Below are 17,002 nucleotides of genomic sequence, written 5' to 3'. Positions count from 1 at the left end.
AAGTGCATAAAAAAGACCTGGTGCTTTCGCACCAAGTCTCTCATTAAAACCGTCAACCTATTTCAGGACGGGACAAGCTATTAACCAACTAACCAGTGCGCCATTAAAGCGATGACAGGTAAAGTAACCAGTGTTCTTAAAATAAATATAATGAATAGTTCAAAGATATTAACAGGTATCTTACTACCTAACAGTAAAGCACCTACTTCAGACATATATATTAACTGCGTCACACTCATAGCAGCTATAATAAAACGCGTTACGTCACTTTCTATAGAGCCTGCTGCTAATATAGAAGGTATAAACATATCGGCAAAACCCACCATGATAGTTTGTGCGGCTGCTTCAGCTTCTGGCACGCGTAATAATTCAAGGAATGGAATGAATGGCATACCTAGGTATTGAAAGATAGGCGTATACTCGGCGATAATTAGCGCAAATGTTCCGACAGCCATTACCACAGGCAATACAGCAAAGACCATATCGAGTGCATTATGAACGCCCTCTTCGATAGTGCCTTTGATCCCTGGGGCTTTATCTGCTTTATCTAATGCTACATCAAGCGAATGTTTAAAAAGCGTTTTCCCTTCAGGAACAAGTTCGGCATTTCCATCAGGCTCTTTTCCATCGATAAAGACATCTTTTTTAAAACTAAGTGGTGGAAGCCGTGGGACGATAATCGCTGCTACAACACCCGCTAAGCACACTGTTAAATAAAATGGAGCGAATAAATACTCCAGCTGTACTTGGCCAATGACAACCAGGCAAAACGTAATAGATACGGCAGAAAAGGTTGTACCTATTATAGCTGCTTCACGCTGGGTATAATACTTATCTTCGTATTGTCGTGCTGTCATGAGTATGCCAACACTACCATCACCTAACCAAGATGCAACGCAGTTAACAGCACTACGCCCAGGCACACCAAATAAAGGGCGCATAACTTTGGTTAACAGCGTCCCGACTAATTCTAGCAAGCCAAAATTCAATAGTAGCGGTAATAACAAGCCCGCTAAAATAAAGACAGAGAATAAAACCGGCAGCAAGTCCTTTAAAACGAGTAACCCCGTATTCTCAGAGTTAATAGCATGTGGGCCTACTTGGTAGTAGGTCATTAATACAAATACAGTGCCTAACAAGCGCGTTACTAGCCAAACCCAACTCACATTAAATAAATGATTTAATAAGCGAAATTTGGTTAACATCGTAGGCTTAAATACACTGAATACAAGCGACATAACGCCTGTAATGCAAATAATTGTTGCAATAAGGCCTAATGCAAAATCGTTAAATGCAGCTTGAATACCTTTTGCCATAACAGCAATTGGAATGGTCATTATTTCACCTGAAGGAACAGGCGTCATAAATAAGAACACACCAATTAATGAGGGTATTAAAAAAGTGAACCACACTTTAAAATCATGCTGTTTTGCACCAGTATCTGTCGTGGGCGGGTTTGTCTTTGACATAGTTTCAACCTGTTAAAAACACAAAAAGAGCAAAGTGCTCTTTTTGTGTTAACTATTTTATTTGTTATTAAATTTTTATACCACGTTGGCGCAATGCTTTTTCTAGCGCTTGTTGTAAGCCATTCATTGTACCGGGCTCTAAAGTAGAACCTTGATCATCCATCCACGTTAAACTAGTACCACCTTCTTTGGTACTACTAACAAGAATTTGATATTGACCATTGTCTATTGGTAATTCCGACAACTCTTCACCCCAGATAGAGTCCCATACACTGGACTCTGGCTTGCTGTAATCAGCGGTGATCAAGCCTCTGTCTTGGTCAATTTCAACAATAGTAAATGATAAACGCTCTAAAAACCCAGAAAAACGGTCAAACACGTCGTTATAACTTTGCTCTGTAACTAATGCTGCATTACCTTTGTTGTCAAAACCCATTTCTAACGAGATAATGCCCTGCTTCTTACGTAACTCAAGCTCTAGTTGACGATATAAATAATCAAACTCTGCGATAACTTGGTTTAAAGCGCGGACTTCTAATTGCTGTTGCAATAAAGGCGTTAACTTTTCAGTTTTGCTTTTGTAATCAACTAACTTACTACTTAAAGAAACAGTTCTTTGATGTGACTTTTGATCCAGTGTAAATAAAAAGCGTTGCTGTGATACTTCTTGCTCACTGTCCCATAACCAGCCTTCTTCTGGTTGAATTATTGCGTACCAATCCGTTTCAAGTTTTCCAGCTTGCTTATCAAATGTGACCGCTTTTGTTTTGCGTTCTAACAACACACTTTGCACTGCTTGCCAAACAAACTCATCCAGTTCAGTAATGCCATCATTTTTATCAAAATATATACGAGGAAGCTTGTCACCTTCTTCGACCCAGCTGCCTTTAGCAACAGTTAGCACTTGAGCTGGCGGGCGATAATTGGTTGAGTCTGGATTGTTATCATATTCTGCCACTTCCATCTTATAAGTTGGATCTTGTCTCGGTTGTGCCAATTCACCTGGCACCACAACCGGCTCACCTGCTTTATAATTACGTTTATGGTGTGCCTCGTCAGTAAAAACACCACACCCTGACAAACTTACCAATGCACTTACTGCAAGCGCTTTTGGGATCCAATACTGCACAGATAATTCTCCTTAGCATACCCTTAATTGTTTTAACAAGTATATGAGTGGGTAATACCGATTTGGTTCAGTGTAAAGTCAAGATTAACCCTACAATTATTATTTTATGCACACCCCACTTACAGGACATTAACCTAAAATAAGCCAATGGTTATGCAAAATTTTGACTATGGTACTTTCCCATGCTGCTAAAAACAAGAAACACTGCCTTTTAAAGTGGCTTAATTGATATGGGTTGTAGTTTAAACGTCGATTTGTGCTAAACTTCGCCGCCGTGCATTTACATTTACTCGTTTAGCTCACTGCGGCTGTTATTATTAATATAACCTAGGTACTTGAATTCATGACTGCTTTTTCAAATCATCAAATCGTATTGACTGCTATCGGCGAAGATCGCCCTGGAATTGTTAGTGAGTTAACTCAATTAGTCAGCGATTGTCATTGCAATATCATTGACAGCCGCATTGCAATTTTAGGCAATGAATTCACATTCATCATGTTACTGTCAGGCGACATGTCAGCAATAAGCCGTATTGAACATACATTACCTGTTAAAGGTATGGAGCTTGGATTGCTAACTATGATGAAGCGCACTTCTAGTCATACTCAATCAGAGTTTTGCGCCGGCTACACGCTTGAATATACAGGCATTGATACACCTGGTACGCTAAGTAAAGTGACCCGTTTTTTTGCCGATAGCCAGATTAGCATCTGCTCTTTAAAATCAGATACCTATGATGAAGAAGACAACACTGTTATGCGCTGCGAACTCGAGTTTAACATCCCGATTGATGTAGATATTGATGAATTTAAGATCGCTTTTGAGACGCTCTCTCGTACACTAAACGTAGATTATATTTTTAGACGTATTCGCTAAGGAGAATAATATGAACTTAATTAACCCATTAAATGCTGGTGACACTGCCCCTGCGTTTAGCTTACAGAACCAAGATGGTGAAACCGTTACACTCTCTGAGCTATTACAAGAGCAGCAAGTATTAGTCTATTTTTACCCAAAGGCATCAACACCAGGATGTACTGTACAGGCTGAAAACTTACGTGACGAAAAAGCAGAGCTTGCTAAGCTAAATACTCGTGTTGTTGGTATAAGCCCAGATCCAGTCAAGCGATTAAAAAACTTTGAGACTAAAAAAGAACTAAACTTTGATTTGCTTTCTGATGAAGATCACGCAATTGCTGAAGCTTTTGGTGTTTGGGGTTATAAAAAGTTTATGGGTAAGGAATACGATGGAATCCACCGCTTAAGCTTTTTGATTGGTCAAGATGGTAAAATTAAGCATCTGTTTGATAAATTTAAAACAAAAGACCACCATCAAGTTGTGCTTGATTACTTAAATTCATAGTACTAATAAGCCTTCCCCGGATTAAAATCCGGGGTTACTGCTTATATAGTAAAAATTTTTACAATCCTAAGTCAGCCATAAAATCATCATCGGCATCTTCTACTGCACTTGTTTTAGCTGCATTTTCTTTCTCTTCTTTTTGTTTAGCTTCATTAGCAATGATGTCATCTGGGTCAACGGCTTCACTGATATCAAAGTCATGCAATTTTATAAACTCTGTTTTGTCCATTGCCAACTCTAGATAAAAAATATTTTGCTTTGAAGTTGTAAACGTCACTCTTCGTGCTTGCGGTCGATCCATTGTGGTATCAACTGAAATTTGCACTTGTTTATTAATTGCCATCATTTTTGGTTGATTTTGCGTGATAGATGTATGTAACTGCTCACGCACTTTGGAAGTGAAATCGCCTACAATTTGGTTCATTAGTTCACCAAGCACATTTGAAACATCATCCGATAAATGACTGTGCGCAATTTCTTCTTCTGGCATACCCATGCTACGCATGTAGTCATGGTATATTTCCATCGCTGCTTGCGAGGTGAAATTTGTAATTACCAGACCAGTAAAACCACCATCAAATAACACAAAACAACCTATGTCAGGTCGCATGCACGTGCGGGTTATCTTTTGTACCATCGCCGAGTAGCTAATACTATTACCACTTGCTGATGACAATACGCCAGTCACTGAATGACACAATGTAGCTAATATATCATCAGTGCTAATCACTTTACTTTTTGCCATTGAACTTCTCTTTTTATACTTGTTATCTAATATTCTAGCCAAGCTACTGAAATTATCACTGACTATCCAGTATAAAATGTTAAAATAGCGCTATTATTTTCAAATGAGACTGTTTGTGTGACTGTAAAAGACAGTATTTATGCCACAGAGCAAGCGGTTAAAGATTTTAGCTTTGACCAAAATGTCGTAGAAGTTTTTCCTGATATGATCCAGCGTTCGGTGCCGGGTTATGCAACTATTGTCAGTACTATGGGCAAACTAGCGGGGGAATATGCGCAAAGTAACTCTAATTTATATGACCTTGGTTGTTCATTAGGTGCTGTTACGCTCAGTATGCGTAGAAATATTCGTACCGATAACTGCCATATTATCGCTGTAGATAATTCAGAGGCCATGGTTGAACGTTGCAAACTGCATCTGCAAGGTTTTCGCTCTGAAGTACCCGTTACTGTTACACTTGGTGATATTAACGAAATTAATATCGAAAATGCTTCTGTAGTGGCGATGAACTTTACTCTTCAGTTTATTCCACCTGCACAGCGTTACGCCGTGCTTGAGAAAATTTACGCTAATTTAAAACCGGGCGGTGTATTGCTACTAAGCGAAAAAGTAAAAGGCGAAAATGAACAATGCGATAATTTGCTCATTGATTTGCATCATGATTTTAAACGTCACAACGGCTATTCAGAATTAGAAATAAGTCAAAAGCGCACGGCTATTGAAAATGTAATGCGACCAGATACATTGAGCGAGCATTATTCTCGCCTAAAAGAGATTGGCTTTAGTCAAACTCAAGTGTGGTATCAATGTTTTAACTTTTGCTCATTAGTCGCAATAAAGTAATTTAGGAAATATGTAATGTCTTCATGGTTCAACCAGTTTTACGCTGCAATTGCACAAACTCCCCTTAGTCACTGGCTAGAAACACTTCCGAGTCAATTAAAGCATTGGCAGAATGAGGCCAGCCACGGTGACTTACCTAAATGGCAAAAAGTGTTAAAAAACTTACCTGAAGTTCACACTCAGCACGTAAATATCACCGATAAAGTTGAAATTGGTGTAGCGGGTGAAATGACTCAAGGGCAACAAAAGCAAACGACGCACCTGCTCAAGCGAATGATGCCGTGGCGCAAAGGCCCTTTTAGCGTGCATGGAATTGAGATTGACACCGAATGGCGCAGCGATTGGAAATGGGACAGATTATTACCCCATATTGAGCCTCTTAAAGGGCGTACCGTTTTAGATATTGGTTGCGGCTCAGGTTATCACTTATGGCGTATGCGCGGTGAAGGCGCTGACTTTGTTGTTGGTATAGACCCGTCTGATTTATTTTTGTGTCAGTTTCAAGCGATTAAACATTTCAACCCTGATGAAAATGTTCATTTACTTCCACTCGGTGTTGAAGCTCTTCCAGAGTTAAAAGCATTTGACACGGTTTTTTCAATGGGCGTGCTTTATCACCGCCGCTCGCCAATAGACTTTTTAGCACAATTAAAAGCACAGCTTCGCCCTGGTGGTGAATTAGTGCTTGAGACACTCGTGATAGAAGGCGATGAAAACACAGTGCTTGTCCCCACTGACCGCTATGCAAAGATGCGTAATGTATGGTTTATTCCAAGCACCGCCGCGTTAAAGCTTTGGATGGAGCGCGTTGGCTTTAAAGATGTACACGTTAAGGATTGTGCAATAACTACACTTGAAGAACAACGTAAGTCAGACTGGATGGAAAATGAATCTTTGATCGACTTTTTAGACCCTGATGATACCAGTAAAACAATTGAAGGCTACCCTGCACCACTGCGTGCAATTTTAACGGCTAAAGCCTAGTTCTAGGTTCTAGGTTCTAGGTTCTAGCAATTAATAAATCCCTATAATTTAGCGTCGAGACAATCATCGACGCTAAAACATTACCCTGTAAACCATTTATTAGTACCTTTGTCGAATTATGCGGACAACTGTCCTTGTCAAGGGTGTTAAAGTTATATTTGCGCTAGCCGCGCCTTCGCAATTGTTGTAAAATACGCGCGTTTCTAAGCATACACATGCAAAACCATGCAACTTTTTTGAGGAAATCCTGTGAGCGAACAAAAACAGTCTCTAAGTTATAAAGACGCGGGCGTAGATATCGATGCCGGTAACGCACTTGTTGAGCGTATTAAAGGCGTAGTTAAAAAAACCCGTCGTCCTGAAGTTATGGGCGGAATTGGTGGCTTTGGCGCACTTTGCGAAATTCCTGAAGGTTACAAACAACCAGTATTAGTTGCTGGCACTGACGGTGTTGGTACTAAATTACGTTTAGCGATTGATCTTAAGAAGCACGATACTGTTGGCATCGACTTAGTTGCAATGTGTGTGAATGACCTTATCGTTCAAGGTGCTGAGCCATTATTTTTCTTAGACTACTACGCTACAGGCAAGCTTGATGTTGATACAGCTGCAGATGTTGTAACGGGTATTGGCAAAGGCTGTGAGCTTTCTGGCTGTGCTTTGATCGGTGGTGAAACTGCTGAAATGCCAGGTATGTATGATGGCGAAGATTACGACATGGCTGGTTTTTGTACTGGTGTTGTTGAAAAAGCAAATATTATTGATGGCACTAAAGTCGCGTCTGGGGATCAACTAATCGCACTTGCATCAAGCGGTCCTCATTCAAATGGCTTTTCGTTAATTCGTAAAGTTCTAGAAGTATCAAATGCTGATACTAATGCTGAATTTGAAGGTAAAACACTTGGCGAAACACTACTTGAACCTACACGAATTTACGTTAAACAGTTACTTGAGCTGTTTAAGCAAGTAGATGTGCATGCCCTTTCGCATATCACTGGTGGTGGCTTTTGGGAAAATATCCCACGTGTGTTACCTGAATCTGCAAAAGCAGTAGTCAAAGGTGATAGCTGGCAGTGGCCGGGTATCTTTAACTGGTTGCAGGAAAACGGTAACATCACGACACATGAAATGTACCGCACATTTAACTGTGGTGTAGGTATGGTTTTAGTGGTTCCTGCTGACAAACTTGAGCAAAGCTTAAGCATATTAAAAGAACTTGGTGAAGATGCATGGCACCTTGGTGAAATTCAAGATGCTAAAGCAGGCGAAGAACAAGTAGAAATCCTAGGCGGCCGTGATTAATGGCCCCTTCTCGTCTAGTAGTCTTAATTTCAGGTAGTGGCTCAAATTTACAAGCCATCATTGATGCCTGTAATAATGGCGAGATAAACGCAAACATAGCGGCTGTTGTTAGTAATAAAGTAGACGCTTATGGCCTTGAGCGAGCAAAACAGGCTGGCATTGCAACCGCAGTGCTCAGCCATAAAGATTTTGACTCGCGCGAAGCCTATGATGCTAAATTAATGGACGTTATTGACTCTTTTGCACCAAATTTGGTTGTATTAGCTGGTTTTATGCGTATTCTTACTCCTAGCTTAGTGCAAAAATTTAAAGGAAAAATGTTGAACATTCATCCTTCTTTGTTGCCTAAGTATCAGGGTCTGAATACCCACCAAAGAGCAATTGATGCAAAAGATGACGTTCATGGCGTAAGTGTGCACTTTGTCACTGAAGAGTTAGACGGCGGTCCGGTTATTCTTCAAGCCAAAGTACCGGTGTTGGCAGATGATACTGCAGATACACTAGCTAAGCGTGTGCATGCGCAAGAACATATAATCTATCCTTTGGTGGTCAAATGGTTCAGTGAACAACGACTTACGATGGAAGCAGATTATGCAGTTCTTGATGAAAACAAACTCCCAACACACGGCGCAGATTACCCACAATAAAAAATTAAGTGCCCTACTTTTGTGTGCGGGCACTTTACTTCCTACCAGTTTAATCGCAGGTGAACTCACCCAATTCGAAGCCAACTATGACATTTTACGCAAGGGTGAAAATCATGGTCAGGGTGTACGTACCTTAAAAAAACTCGCTGATAACAATTACCAAGTGAGTTACCACAGTGATATTGAGTGGATGATATTTTCAGATTCTCGTAAAGAGACCTCCAATTTTACTTTTAGCAAAAATAAAGTATCTCCAATGGATTACAGCATGATCCGAACAGGCACCGGTCCTGATAAAGAGTATACTTTAGCATTCAATAACACAGACAAGCTCGTCAACAGTAGTGAAAGTAAATACCCTATAAAATGTGAATGGAGTGAACATTTCCAAGACTCAATTTCATACCAAGTACAAGTTCGAGCAGATCTTAAAAAGGGTAAGACCAACTTATCTTACCCGCTAGTAGATAAAAAAGGGAATTGCCGTGACTACAACTTCGAAGTGGTTGGCAAAGAAATGATTTCACTGCCTATAGGCAATATAGAAGCGATAAAAGTAAAACGCCTTTACGACAATGACAAGCGCCAAGCACTCGCTTGGTTTGCACCAGAAATGGACTATATGTTAGTTAGAATGTGGAAGGGTGAAAAAGGGGTAGAACAATTTGAAGTACAGATGAAGTCTTTCACTGTCACCAGCCCTGTTGCCGTCCCAGAAGCTGTAAAAAACGAAACAGCCCCAGAGTAAATTTGTTTCCACATAAAATAAAAGGCCCAAGTATGACAATCATAACTTGGGCTTTTATTTTTAATAATTAAATTTGAAACTGTAAGTTGGGTTTCGTTTCAATCTACCTACATTAACTCACCCATTTTAAATAACGCGAACTCACCAGGCTCCATTTTTTGCCAGCGTTCGTCGTTAGTCAAAGGGCGCGTGGCAATCACCGTCACTACATCGTTCGGTGTGGTCTCCTGCTGAAAATCTACGACCATATCAGCATCAATCAATGTTGCCTTACCAAATGGTGCACGACGAGTGATCCAGTGTAAATTGTTAGTACAATACGCTAATACATACACTCCATCGGTAAGCAGCATATTAAACACCCCCTTTTCACGCAAAGTATGCGAAAGCTTCGCTGCATAACGAAAAACCGATGCCATATTTGATGGGCGCTTTGGGTATTTTTCGCGGATTTTATCGAGTAACCAACAAAAAGCTAGCTCGCTGTCAGTATTGCCAACTGGGCGATAATACTCAGGCTTCAAATCATGATAATTCGATAGCTGCCCATTATGGGCATAGGTAATTTCACGTCCCCACAACTCACGGGTAAATGGGTGAGTGTTTTCAAGACAGACACGGCCACGATTACCTTGACGAATATGACTAATTACAGAAACACTTTTGATTGGATAAGCTTTAACTAACTTGGCAATTTCAGACTGACAGCTTGGTTCAGGATCTTTAAATGTACGACAACCTTTGCCTTCGTAGAAGGTAATTCCCCAACCATCTTTGTGAGGGCCTGTATTACCACCTCGCTCCAACAAGCCAGAGAAGCTAAAACAAATATCTGTCGGCACATTCGCCGACATGCCAAGTAACTCACACATAAAATATATTAACCTTTAAATGAGTTGCAAGAGTTATCATTCACCCCATACGCAACGCTCATACAATAAAATAAAAACACTTTGCTGGCATTGTTAAACATAAGGTTGGTCATAGCAAGCTTATGTTAGTTTCCTTTTGTACTCTTTAAAGATTGGCGACTAAACTGATAGATTATCTTATTAAGACTCTTGATAATTACCGATTCTAGCGCTACTCTAACAGAGGTGGTCTGACCTCTATTAAGGATTAAGTACATGACACTCATATTTACACTCGGTTTAATCGCACTGCTTAGCATCGCGAGTTACCACAGAGCGAGCTGGAATACTGCACTTGGCATTTCAATCGCGACTCTTGTTATTGGTACCTTTGCGGGTGCTTTTGGTGCAATTAGCTGGTTAATATTTTTAATCATCAGTGTACCGCTTTCTATTTCTGGCATTCGTCAGCAATACATAATCAAACCAATTTTTGCCATGTTTAAAAAAGTAACGCCTACAATGTCTGAAACTGAAAAGTCAGCAATTGATGCAGGTACTACATGGTGGGAAGCTGATTTATTTTGTGGCCGCCCAGATTGGGAGAAGTTACATCAATACCCAATGCCTAAGCTCACTATTGAAGAGCAAGCATTTATTGATGGTCCAGTTGAAACAGTTTGTAGCATGCTGGATGATTGGGAAGCCACTCACGAGTTAACCGATTTACCGCAAGATGTATGGCAATATCTAAAAGACAACAAATTCTTTGCCATGATCATCAAAAAAGAATACGGCGGACTACAGTTTTCTGCATTTGCACAGTCGTGTGTATTACAAAAGCTAACCAGTAAATCTACCCTGCTTTCGTCAATTGTGGGTGTACCTAACTCATTAGGCCCTGGCGAGTTACTACAACACTACGGTACAACAGAGCAAAAAAATCACTATCTACCGCGTTTAGCGAGCGGTGCTGAAATTCCATGTTTTGCCCTAACCTCTCCTGAAGCAGGCTCTGATGCCAGTGCAATTCCTGACTACGGCGTTGTATGTAAGGGTACGTGGGAAGGTGAAGAAGTTGTTGGTATCAGCCTTACGTGGAACAAACGTTACATTACGCTTGCCCCTGTTGCTACAGTGCTTGGCCTTGCGTTTAAAATGCAAGATCCTGATGGTTTATTAGGCGATACAAAAGATCTAGGTATTACTTGTGCGCTTATCCCAACAGATATGCCAGGTGTAGAAATTGGCCGTCGCCACTTCCCACTCAATGTGCCATTTCAAAATGGTCCAACGCGCGGTAAAGATATTTTTGTACCACTTGATTACATTATTGGTGGTCCAGAAATGGCCGGTCAAGGCTGGCGTATGCTAGTTGAATGTTTATCTGTGGGCCGTGCAATTACCCTACCTTCAAACTCTGTGGGTGGAATTAAAACAATTGCGCTTGCCAGTGGTTCATACAGCCGTATTCGTCGTCAGTTCCGTTTACCAATTGGTCAAATGGAAGGGGTTGAAGAATCACTTGCTAAACTAGCAGGTTACGCTTACAGCTCAGATGCAGCAGTCAGTATGTCAACCGGTGCCGTTGATTTAGGTGAAAAGCCATCGGTTGTTTCAGCCATTATTAAATATCACTTAACTGAACAAATGCGTGATTCAACCATTCATGCAATGGATGTTCATGGTGGTAAAGGCATCATGCTTGGGCCAAATAACTATCTAGGTCGTGGCTATCAAGGTGCGCCGATTGCCATTACAGTTGAAGGCGCAAACATCTTGACTCGTAACATGATTATTTACGGTCAAGGTGCTATCCGTTGTCACCCATTCGTTTTAACCGAGTTAAATGCGTGTTCTATTGAAGACCGTGAAGAAGCACTTGCAGTATTTGATAAAGCATTAATGGGTCACATTGGTTTTACTATCTCTAATTTAGTACGCACCAAGTGGTTAGCATTTACAGGTGCTCGTTTTACTAGCACGCCTTATAAAGATGAAACAGCTGAGTTTTACCGTATTGCATCGCGCTTTAGTGCCTCTTTAGCACTTATGTCAGATATCAGTATGGCAGTATTTGGTGGCTCACTAAAACGCAAAGAGCGTATCTCTGCACGTTTAGGTGACTTACTAAGTTACTTGTATTTAGTGTCTGCAACGCTTAAACGTTACAACGACGAAGGCCGTAAAAAAGAAGACTTTGCGCTTGTTCAATGGAGCTGCCAAGATCACCTTTATCATTGCCAACGTGCGTTAGCTGATTTAATTAACAATATGCCATCAGCACCGTTACGTGCAGCACTTAAACTTATGTTATTCCCGTTTGGCCGCCCGGTTCGTAAACCGACAGACAAGCTTGAACATAAACTTGCACAAATATTACAAGTACCAAGTGAAACACGTAACCGCCTTGCAAGTTATGTCTACTTAACCAATGAACCGCTTAATCTTGTAGGTCGCCAAGAGCAAACGCTCAAAGATGTACTAGCTGTTGAGCCATTGTTTGATAAGGTATGTCGTGAAAAAGGCGTTAAACTGCCTTTCTTCCAACTTGATAAAGTAGCGCAAATGGGCCTTGATGCGGGTATTTTAACTCAAGCCGAAGCTGATAAGCTGGCTGATGTTGAAAAAGCACGTTTAGATACTATTAACGTTGACGACTTTGACCCAGCTGACCTATTAGCAGGTAAAGCCGCTCGTAACAACACTGACAACAAGGCTGACGCTGCTTAAGCTAAGTAATTAAAGCAAGCAACACACCTGTTGTAATCATCCAAGCCAGCGCATAATGCGCTGGTTTTTTTTGTGCTATATATAATTGTAAAGTGCACCAAGCAACACTCAAACTCAACAATAGCCATTGTATGTTAGCTACAAACATCAAATAGCTGAGCAAGCTTATAAAAAAGAACAAACAACTCGGTATAAATTGGCTAATAAAAAATAGCCGCTGTTGGTTATTTAGTTGAAAAAACAACGCGTATTTGTCTCGCAATTTACCACAATCAAATTGCAGTGAACTGGTAATTAGTACTATAAAAGCAACCGCTACAACGCTAAATATTGCGGCTAAATCATTACGCTCATTGAGTAAAGTCGTAACGGCCATAAACACACACAACAATAAAGCCACCCGCCACACTAAAATCCAACTATGTTGAAGAAAGAAGCTTAGCCAAAAAGTAAGTAATGAATTAACTGATAACCGATCGTTTAGCGAAATCGCTGGCAGAAATATGCTCAACACAAATAATACAATAAAGCCACAATGGTACACTAGCGGCGTTATATCAATGGGTAACAATACCAACACTAATGTGAAGGATAAGCCATATATTAATGCTGTAGGCTTATACAAACACAGCACACCTAAGCCAAACTGCAATAACATAAACAACAAAAAGTGAGGGACTCGTAGCCATTGTGACATAGTTAAATCCAAAGCAATAACTAAGCTTGCTAACAACCAACCATTACTTAAAAGTAATAGTTTTATATCCATTAACTTAAGCCAGTTTGGCTTTACAATAGTGCGTTGAAAAAGCCGCTGTTGGCTATTTTTAATAGCTGATTTCATCGCGCCAAGCATTACGCTTTGCAGTAGTAGATAGAACCACGCCATTTGTGCACCATATTGTGGTGCATCACTGCTATCTATAATTTTGCCCAACCCTAGAAAAAACAGCAAAATCATACCAAGCATGGCAGAGCCAAGTACCACTAAGAATAATAGGCTAAAGTTTTTAAGCTGTAGCAATAATTGCGTAAGTTCAGTTTTGTAAGCCTGATATCGATAATCCATAAAGGAGCGATATTGCCCAATTGATTGTTTCAAATTTGCAATCATAACGGCATACACTCAAAGCCATACTTAATAAATGGCGCGGGTTCATGACAGGTGATGATTATTTGCCCTTCCGGTTTATCTATTAGATATTCATCAAGTAAGACTAGTAAATACTCAATGCTGGATTGATCAAGGGCTGCGCTGGGTTCATCTAATAGTAAATACGGTGCATCACGCATCAGCGCTAAAATTAGCTGGCATTTTTTTTGGTTACCTGACGATAGCGCATCAAACCGTGTATTTAAAAATTCATTAAAATTAAATCCGTCTATTATTGTTGCTGGCCAACTACAATCCAGCGTATTCGCAGATAAGTTAATTATTTGCTTTGCAGTCAAAAAGTCGGGTAAAGCAATACGGTCTGAGGCTATAGCAACTTGCTTATGTGGTTCGGTTAATGCTTTGCCTGAAAACAAAATCTGCCCACTTTGGCGACTTTCAAGCTCAGCTAGCATCATTAACAACGTTGTTTTACCTAGGCCATTTGGCGCTTCAATGCATATTTTAGGTGCACAAAATTGCACGCTATAACCACTGTACAATATGTTTTCAGCGAACTGTTTGTGTAACCCAATGACTTCTATCATAAATACTCCTTGATTTAGAAAGTGAATTATATCTGGTTTTCTATTTTCGTGGTCTACATGGTTTGTAACACTTTATTGCAGCTCGAATAGGCTAATTACTTGCGTTTAAAAAACGTTCGGTTAACACTAAAAGTCGATAACTATAAACCAAGGAATGTATCTATGAAAAAAGCCCTCAAGCTTGCCTGTATTAGCTGTGCAGTAACCATTGCATTAGCAGGCTGCAGTCAATCTAATAACTCAAGCTCTACCCCTGTGGTTGCAAAGCAAACACAACAAGTAAAAACCTATACTGCAAAAACCTTTTTTGATACCACATCGATTATGGGGAGTAGCTTTTCACCTTCTGGTGATAAAGTTCTAGTTAGTAGTGATGAAAGCGGTATTTACAGCTTGTATGAAGTTGACGTAAAAACAGGTAGTAAAACTCGCCTAACTAATTTTGAAGACAGCACCTACCCCGTACGCTACTTCCCTAATGACGAGCGCGTATTATTTACCAAAGACTCAGGCGGTAACGAGCGATACCATGTTTACGTGCGCGAAGTTGATGGGTCAATAAAGGATTTAACCCCAGGGGAAGAAACCCGCGCGAGCTTTGCAGGCTTTACCAAAGATGCTAGCCAATTTTTTATCACCAGTAATCAACGCGATGCCAAGTTTATGGATTTATATCGCGTAGATAGTAAAACCTATAAAGTCACCCCTGTTTATCAAAACACGCTTGGTTTAGATGTCGGTGCCATTAGTCCTGATGGCCGTTATATTGCGCTGTCTAAAAACAATACCAATAAAGACAGCGATACGTTTATTCTCGACACCTATAAAAAAACACTCAAGCCACAGTTAATTTCTAAACACGATACCCCAGCTCAATATACGCCTGACACCTTCTCTGTAGACAGTAAATATTTATACTACTCTACAGACGCTAAAGGAGAATTTTCACAGGTATGGCGTTATGAGTTAGCCACAGGCGAACATAGCCCTGCACTAAAAGATAATTGGGACGTCAGTTTCATTTATTTTTCTACGTCAGGCCGCTATCAAGTCAGTGGTGTCAATGCTGATGCCAGTACAAAAGTAACCGTCAAAGATACAAAAACAGGTAAAGAAATTGCCATGCCTAAGCTACCGGCGGGTAATTTACGCAGCGTAAGCTTCTCAAACGACGAGCAAACCATGGCGTTTTACTTAAACTCAGACACCTCACCTAGCAATTTGTTTGTTTGGCAAGTCGGCGATGCTCAAGCCAAACAACTAACAAATACATTAAGTGAAGATATTGAACAAAACGACCTAGTAGAGAGCACCATCGTGCGCTTTAAAAGCTTTGATGGCTTAGAAATTCCTGGTGTATTGTATAAACCAAAACAAGCCAGTAGCAGCAATAAAGTGCCTGCGCTTGTGTGGGTGCATGGTGGCCCTGGTGGGCAAAGCCGAACGGGTTATAGCGCAATGCAACAACATTTAGTGAACCATGGCTATGCTATTTTTGCCGTCAATAACCGTGGCAGCTCAGGGTATGGTAAAACATTCTTCCATTTGGATGATAAAAAACATGGCACTGATGATTTACAAGATATTGTCTACGGTAAAAAACATTTACAGAGTTTAGACTGGGTTGATGCGGACAAAATCGGTATTATGGGCGGTAGCTACGGCGGCTTTATGACTGCTGCTGCACTTGCCTTTGAACCAGAAGAATTCAAAGTGGGTATTAATATTTTTGGTGTGACTAACTGGGTGAGAACACTCAACTCTATTCCGCCGTGGTGGGAAAGCTTTAAAAAAGCGCTGTACGATGAAATGGGCGACCCAGCGACAGATGGCGAGCGTCATCGTGCTATTTCACCGTTATTTCATGCCGATAAAATCACAAAGCCTTTAATGGTTATTCAAGGTGCTAACGATCCACGAGTATTACAAGTTGAAAGCGATGAACTGGTTGCCGCAGTAAAAGCCAATGGTGTGCCAGTAGAGTATGTATTATTTGACGATGAAGGCCATGGTTTTAGCAAAAAAGAAAACCGTATCAGCGCCTCCAACGCCTATCTAAACTTTTTGGATACTTACTTAAAAGAGTCATTTGGCCCACAAGGTTAATTGTAAGCCAGTTTATATTAAAGCCTGCTACGTTTATTGTACGCAGGCTTTTTATTACTTTTTTATTGCTTGGTTAATCTAGGTTCCAGTAAAGCGAGTGCTAAACCAAATACAGCAGCAAAAATACCTAAAAACTCAAACCAACTGTTGCCTGCATGTGGCATAGTCCGCGAAAGCTCATTTGCATTATAAACACGTTTACCTCCGTCAACTTCTTCAACAAATGATTCACCGACATACTCATCCATTAACTTAAAAATTGGTACTCGTCTAGCCAGCATTTCCCGATTTTTCTCATCTCTTTTCTCTCGATTCGACTCAATAATATAATTACTCCAATGAGTAAAAACATTCAGAGGTTCATCTGTTTTGATCACACC

16 protein-coding genes are annotated in these 17,002 nt (G+C 40.4%); 9 read left to right on the top strand and 7 right to left on the bottom strand.

Annotated elements, in window-relative coordinates:
- Positions 1-80 precede the first annotated feature (80 nt).
- Together C7Y70_RS16280 and bamC are read right to left on the bottom strand one after the other, a co-directional pair.
- Positions 81-1,469 (bottom strand): YjiH family protein, encoded by a 1,389-nt coding sequence (locus C7Y70_RS16280; protein ID WP_135475872.1) that lies wholly within the window; start codon positions 1,467-1,469, stop codon positions 81-83.
- Positions 1,470-1,536: 67 nt separating this feature from the next.
- Entirely contained in the window at positions 1,537-2,598 is a 1,062-nt protein-coding gene (gene bamC, locus C7Y70_RS16275; protein WP_099297030.1) for an outer membrane protein assembly factor BamC, read from the bottom strand.
- Positions 2,599-2,941: 343 nt separating this feature from the next.
- Here bamC and C7Y70_RS16270 point away from each other — a divergent pair, with 343 nt between their 5' ends.
- Positions 2,942-3,475 carry an ACT domain-containing protein gene (locus C7Y70_RS16270; protein WP_135475871.1) on the top strand — a complete coding sequence of 178 codons (534 nt, stop codon included), beginning with the start codon at positions 2,942-2,944 and terminating at the stop codon, positions 3,473-3,475.
- Positions 3,476-3,485: 10 nt separating this feature from the next.
- Positions 3,486-3,962: a thioredoxin-dependent thiol peroxidase gene (gene bcp, locus C7Y70_RS16265; RefSeq protein WP_135475869.1), complete on the top strand. Its 477-nt coding sequence runs from the start codon at positions 3,486-3,488 to the stop codon at positions 3,960-3,962.
- Positions 3,963-4,020: 58 nt separating this feature from the next.
- Here bcp and C7Y70_RS16260 read toward each other — a convergent pair whose 3' ends face one another.
- A complete protein-coding gene (locus tag C7Y70_RS16260; protein ID WP_099297027.1) occupies positions 4,021-4,707 on the bottom strand; it encodes a DUF3334 family protein in 687 nt (228 codons plus the stop codon).
- Positions 4,708-4,824: 117 nt separating this feature from the next.
- On the opposite strand from C7Y70_RS16260, the gene cmoA reads away from it, so the two are divergent.
- From cmoA to C7Y70_RS16235, 5 genes are all read left to right on the top strand, one after another.
- Positions 4,825-5,550, top strand: coding sequence for a carboxy-S-adenosyl-L-methionine synthase CmoA (cmoA, locus tag C7Y70_RS16255; protein ID WP_099297026.1), 726 nt, complete (start codon positions 4,825-4,827; stop codon positions 5,548-5,550).
- Between the two features lie 15 nt (positions 5,551-5,565).
- Positions 5,566-6,534, top strand: a complete 969-nt coding sequence (cmoB, locus tag C7Y70_RS16250; RefSeq protein ID WP_135475867.1) for a tRNA 5-methoxyuridine(34)/uridine 5-oxyacetic acid(34) synthase CmoB — start codon at positions 5,566-5,568, stop codon at positions 6,532-6,534.
- Positions 6,535-6,783: 249 nt separating this feature from the next.
- Entirely contained in the window at positions 6,784-7,836 is a 1,053-nt protein-coding gene (gene purM / locus C7Y70_RS16245) for a phosphoribosylformylglycinamidine cyclo-ligase (RefSeq protein ID WP_099297024.1), read from the top strand.
- The gene (gene purN / locus C7Y70_RS16240; RefSeq protein WP_135475865.1) at positions 7,836-8,483 is read left to right on the top strand and encodes a phosphoribosylglycinamide formyltransferase; all 648 of its coding nucleotides are present in this window, start codon (positions 7,836-7,838) and stop codon (positions 8,481-8,483) included. The genes purM and purN overlap by 1 nt, the downstream gene beginning before the upstream one ends.
- Positions 8,440-9,231 carry a DUF3108 domain-containing protein gene (locus tag C7Y70_RS16235; RefSeq protein ID WP_245321572.1) on the top strand — a complete coding sequence of 264 codons (792 nt, stop codon included), beginning with the start codon at positions 8,440-8,442 and terminating at the stop codon, positions 9,229-9,231. Before purN ends, C7Y70_RS16235 begins: the two co-directional genes overlap by 44 nt.
- A 107-nt stretch (positions 9,232-9,338) precedes the next feature.
- Here the strand turns inward: C7Y70_RS16235 and C7Y70_RS16230 are convergent, their stop codons facing one another.
- A complete protein-coding gene (locus C7Y70_RS16230) occupies positions 9,339-10,103 on the bottom strand; it encodes a class II glutamine amidotransferase (protein ID WP_135475861.1) in 765 nt (254 codons plus the stop codon).
- Between the two features lie 255 nt (positions 10,104-10,358).
- Between C7Y70_RS16230 and fadE the strand changes: the two genes are divergently transcribed.
- Positions 10,359-12,815, top strand: a complete 2,457-nt coding sequence (gene fadE / locus C7Y70_RS16225) for an acyl-CoA dehydrogenase FadE (protein ID WP_135475860.1) — start codon at positions 10,359-10,361, stop codon at positions 12,813-12,815.
- A 1-nt stretch (position 12,816) separates the two neighbouring features.
- Here the strand turns inward: fadE and C7Y70_RS16220 are convergent, their stop codons facing one another.
- Positions 12,817-13,929 (bottom strand): DUF6136 family protein, encoded by a 1,113-nt coding sequence (locus C7Y70_RS16220; protein ID WP_135475858.1) that lies wholly within the window; start codon positions 13,927-13,929, stop codon positions 12,817-12,819.
- Complete coding sequence (locus C7Y70_RS16215) at positions 13,926-14,516, bottom strand: ATP-binding cassette domain-containing protein (RefSeq protein WP_135475855.1); 591 nt, start codon at positions 14,514-14,516, stop codon at positions 13,926-13,928. Before C7Y70_RS16215 ends, C7Y70_RS16220 begins: the two co-directional genes overlap by 4 nt.
- Positions 14,517-14,678: 162 nt before the next feature.
- On the opposite strand from C7Y70_RS16215, the gene C7Y70_RS16210 reads away from it, so the two are divergent.
- Positions 14,679-16,622: a S9 family peptidase gene (locus C7Y70_RS16210; RefSeq protein ID WP_135475853.1), complete on the top strand. Its 1,944-nt coding sequence runs from the start codon at positions 14,679-14,681 to the stop codon at positions 16,620-16,622.
- A gap of 62 nt (positions 16,623-16,684) precedes the next feature.
- Here the strand turns inward: C7Y70_RS16210 and C7Y70_RS16205 are convergent, their stop codons facing one another.
- The gene (locus C7Y70_RS16205) at positions 16,685-16,999 is read right to left on the bottom strand and encodes a hypothetical protein (RefSeq protein ID WP_245321570.1); all 315 of its coding nucleotides are present in this window, start codon (positions 16,997-16,999) and stop codon (positions 16,685-16,687) included.
- Positions 17,000-17,002: the final 3 nt, after the last annotated feature.

It is taken from the genome of Pseudoalteromonas sp. KS88 (assembly GCF_004766475.1).
Classification (GTDB): domain Bacteria; phylum Pseudomonadota; class Gammaproteobacteria; order Enterobacterales; family Alteromonadaceae; genus Pseudoalteromonas.
Note: the sequence above shows the minus strand (reverse complement) of the source record. Positions and strands in the feature narration are given on the sequence as shown.

Bases quoted from the DNA above. Each gene is read 5' to 3' on its own strand.
- C7Y70_RS16280 (WP_135475872.1), bottom strand. From the start codon at position 1,469: ATGTCAAAGACAAACCCGCCCACGACAGATACTGGTGCAAAACAGCAT.
- C7Y70_RS16270 (WP_135475871.1), top strand. From the start codon at position 2,942: ATGACTGCTTTTTCAAATCATCAAATCGTATTGACTGCTATCGGCGAA.
- bcp (WP_135475869.1), top strand. From the start codon at position 3,486: ATGAACTTAATTAACCCATTAAATGCTGGTGACACTGCCCCTGCGTTT.
- C7Y70_RS16260 (WP_099297027.1), bottom strand. From the start codon at position 4,707: ATGGCAAAAAGTAAAGTGATTAGCACTGATGATATATTAGCTACATTG.
- cmoB (WP_135475867.1), top strand. From the start codon at position 5,566: ATGTCTTCATGGTTCAACCAGTTTTACGCTGCAATTGCACAAACTCCC.
- purN (WP_135475865.1), top strand. From the start codon at position 7,836: ATGGCCCCTTCTCGTCTAGTAGTCTTAATTTCAGGTAGTGGCTCAAAT.
- C7Y70_RS16235 (WP_245321572.1), top strand. From the start codon at position 8,440: ATGAAAACAAACTCCCAACACACGGCGCAGATTACCCACAATAAAAAA.
- C7Y70_RS16230 (WP_135475861.1), bottom strand. From the start codon at position 10,103: ATGTGTGAGTTACTTGGCATGTCGGCGAATGTGCCGACAGATATTTGT.
- fadE (WP_135475860.1), top strand. From the start codon at position 10,359: ATGACACTCATATTTACACTCGGTTTAATCGCACTGCTTAGCATCGCG.
- C7Y70_RS16220 (WP_135475858.1), bottom strand. From the start codon at position 13,929: ATGATTGCAAATTTGAAACAATCAATTGGGCAATATCGCTCCTTTATG.
- C7Y70_RS16215 (WP_135475855.1), bottom strand. From the start codon at position 14,516: ATGATAGAAGTCATTGGGTTACACAAACAGTTCGCTGAAAACATATTG.
- C7Y70_RS16210 (WP_135475853.1), top strand. From the start codon at position 14,679: ATGAAAAAAGCCCTCAAGCTTGCCTGTATTAGCTGTGCAGTAACCATT.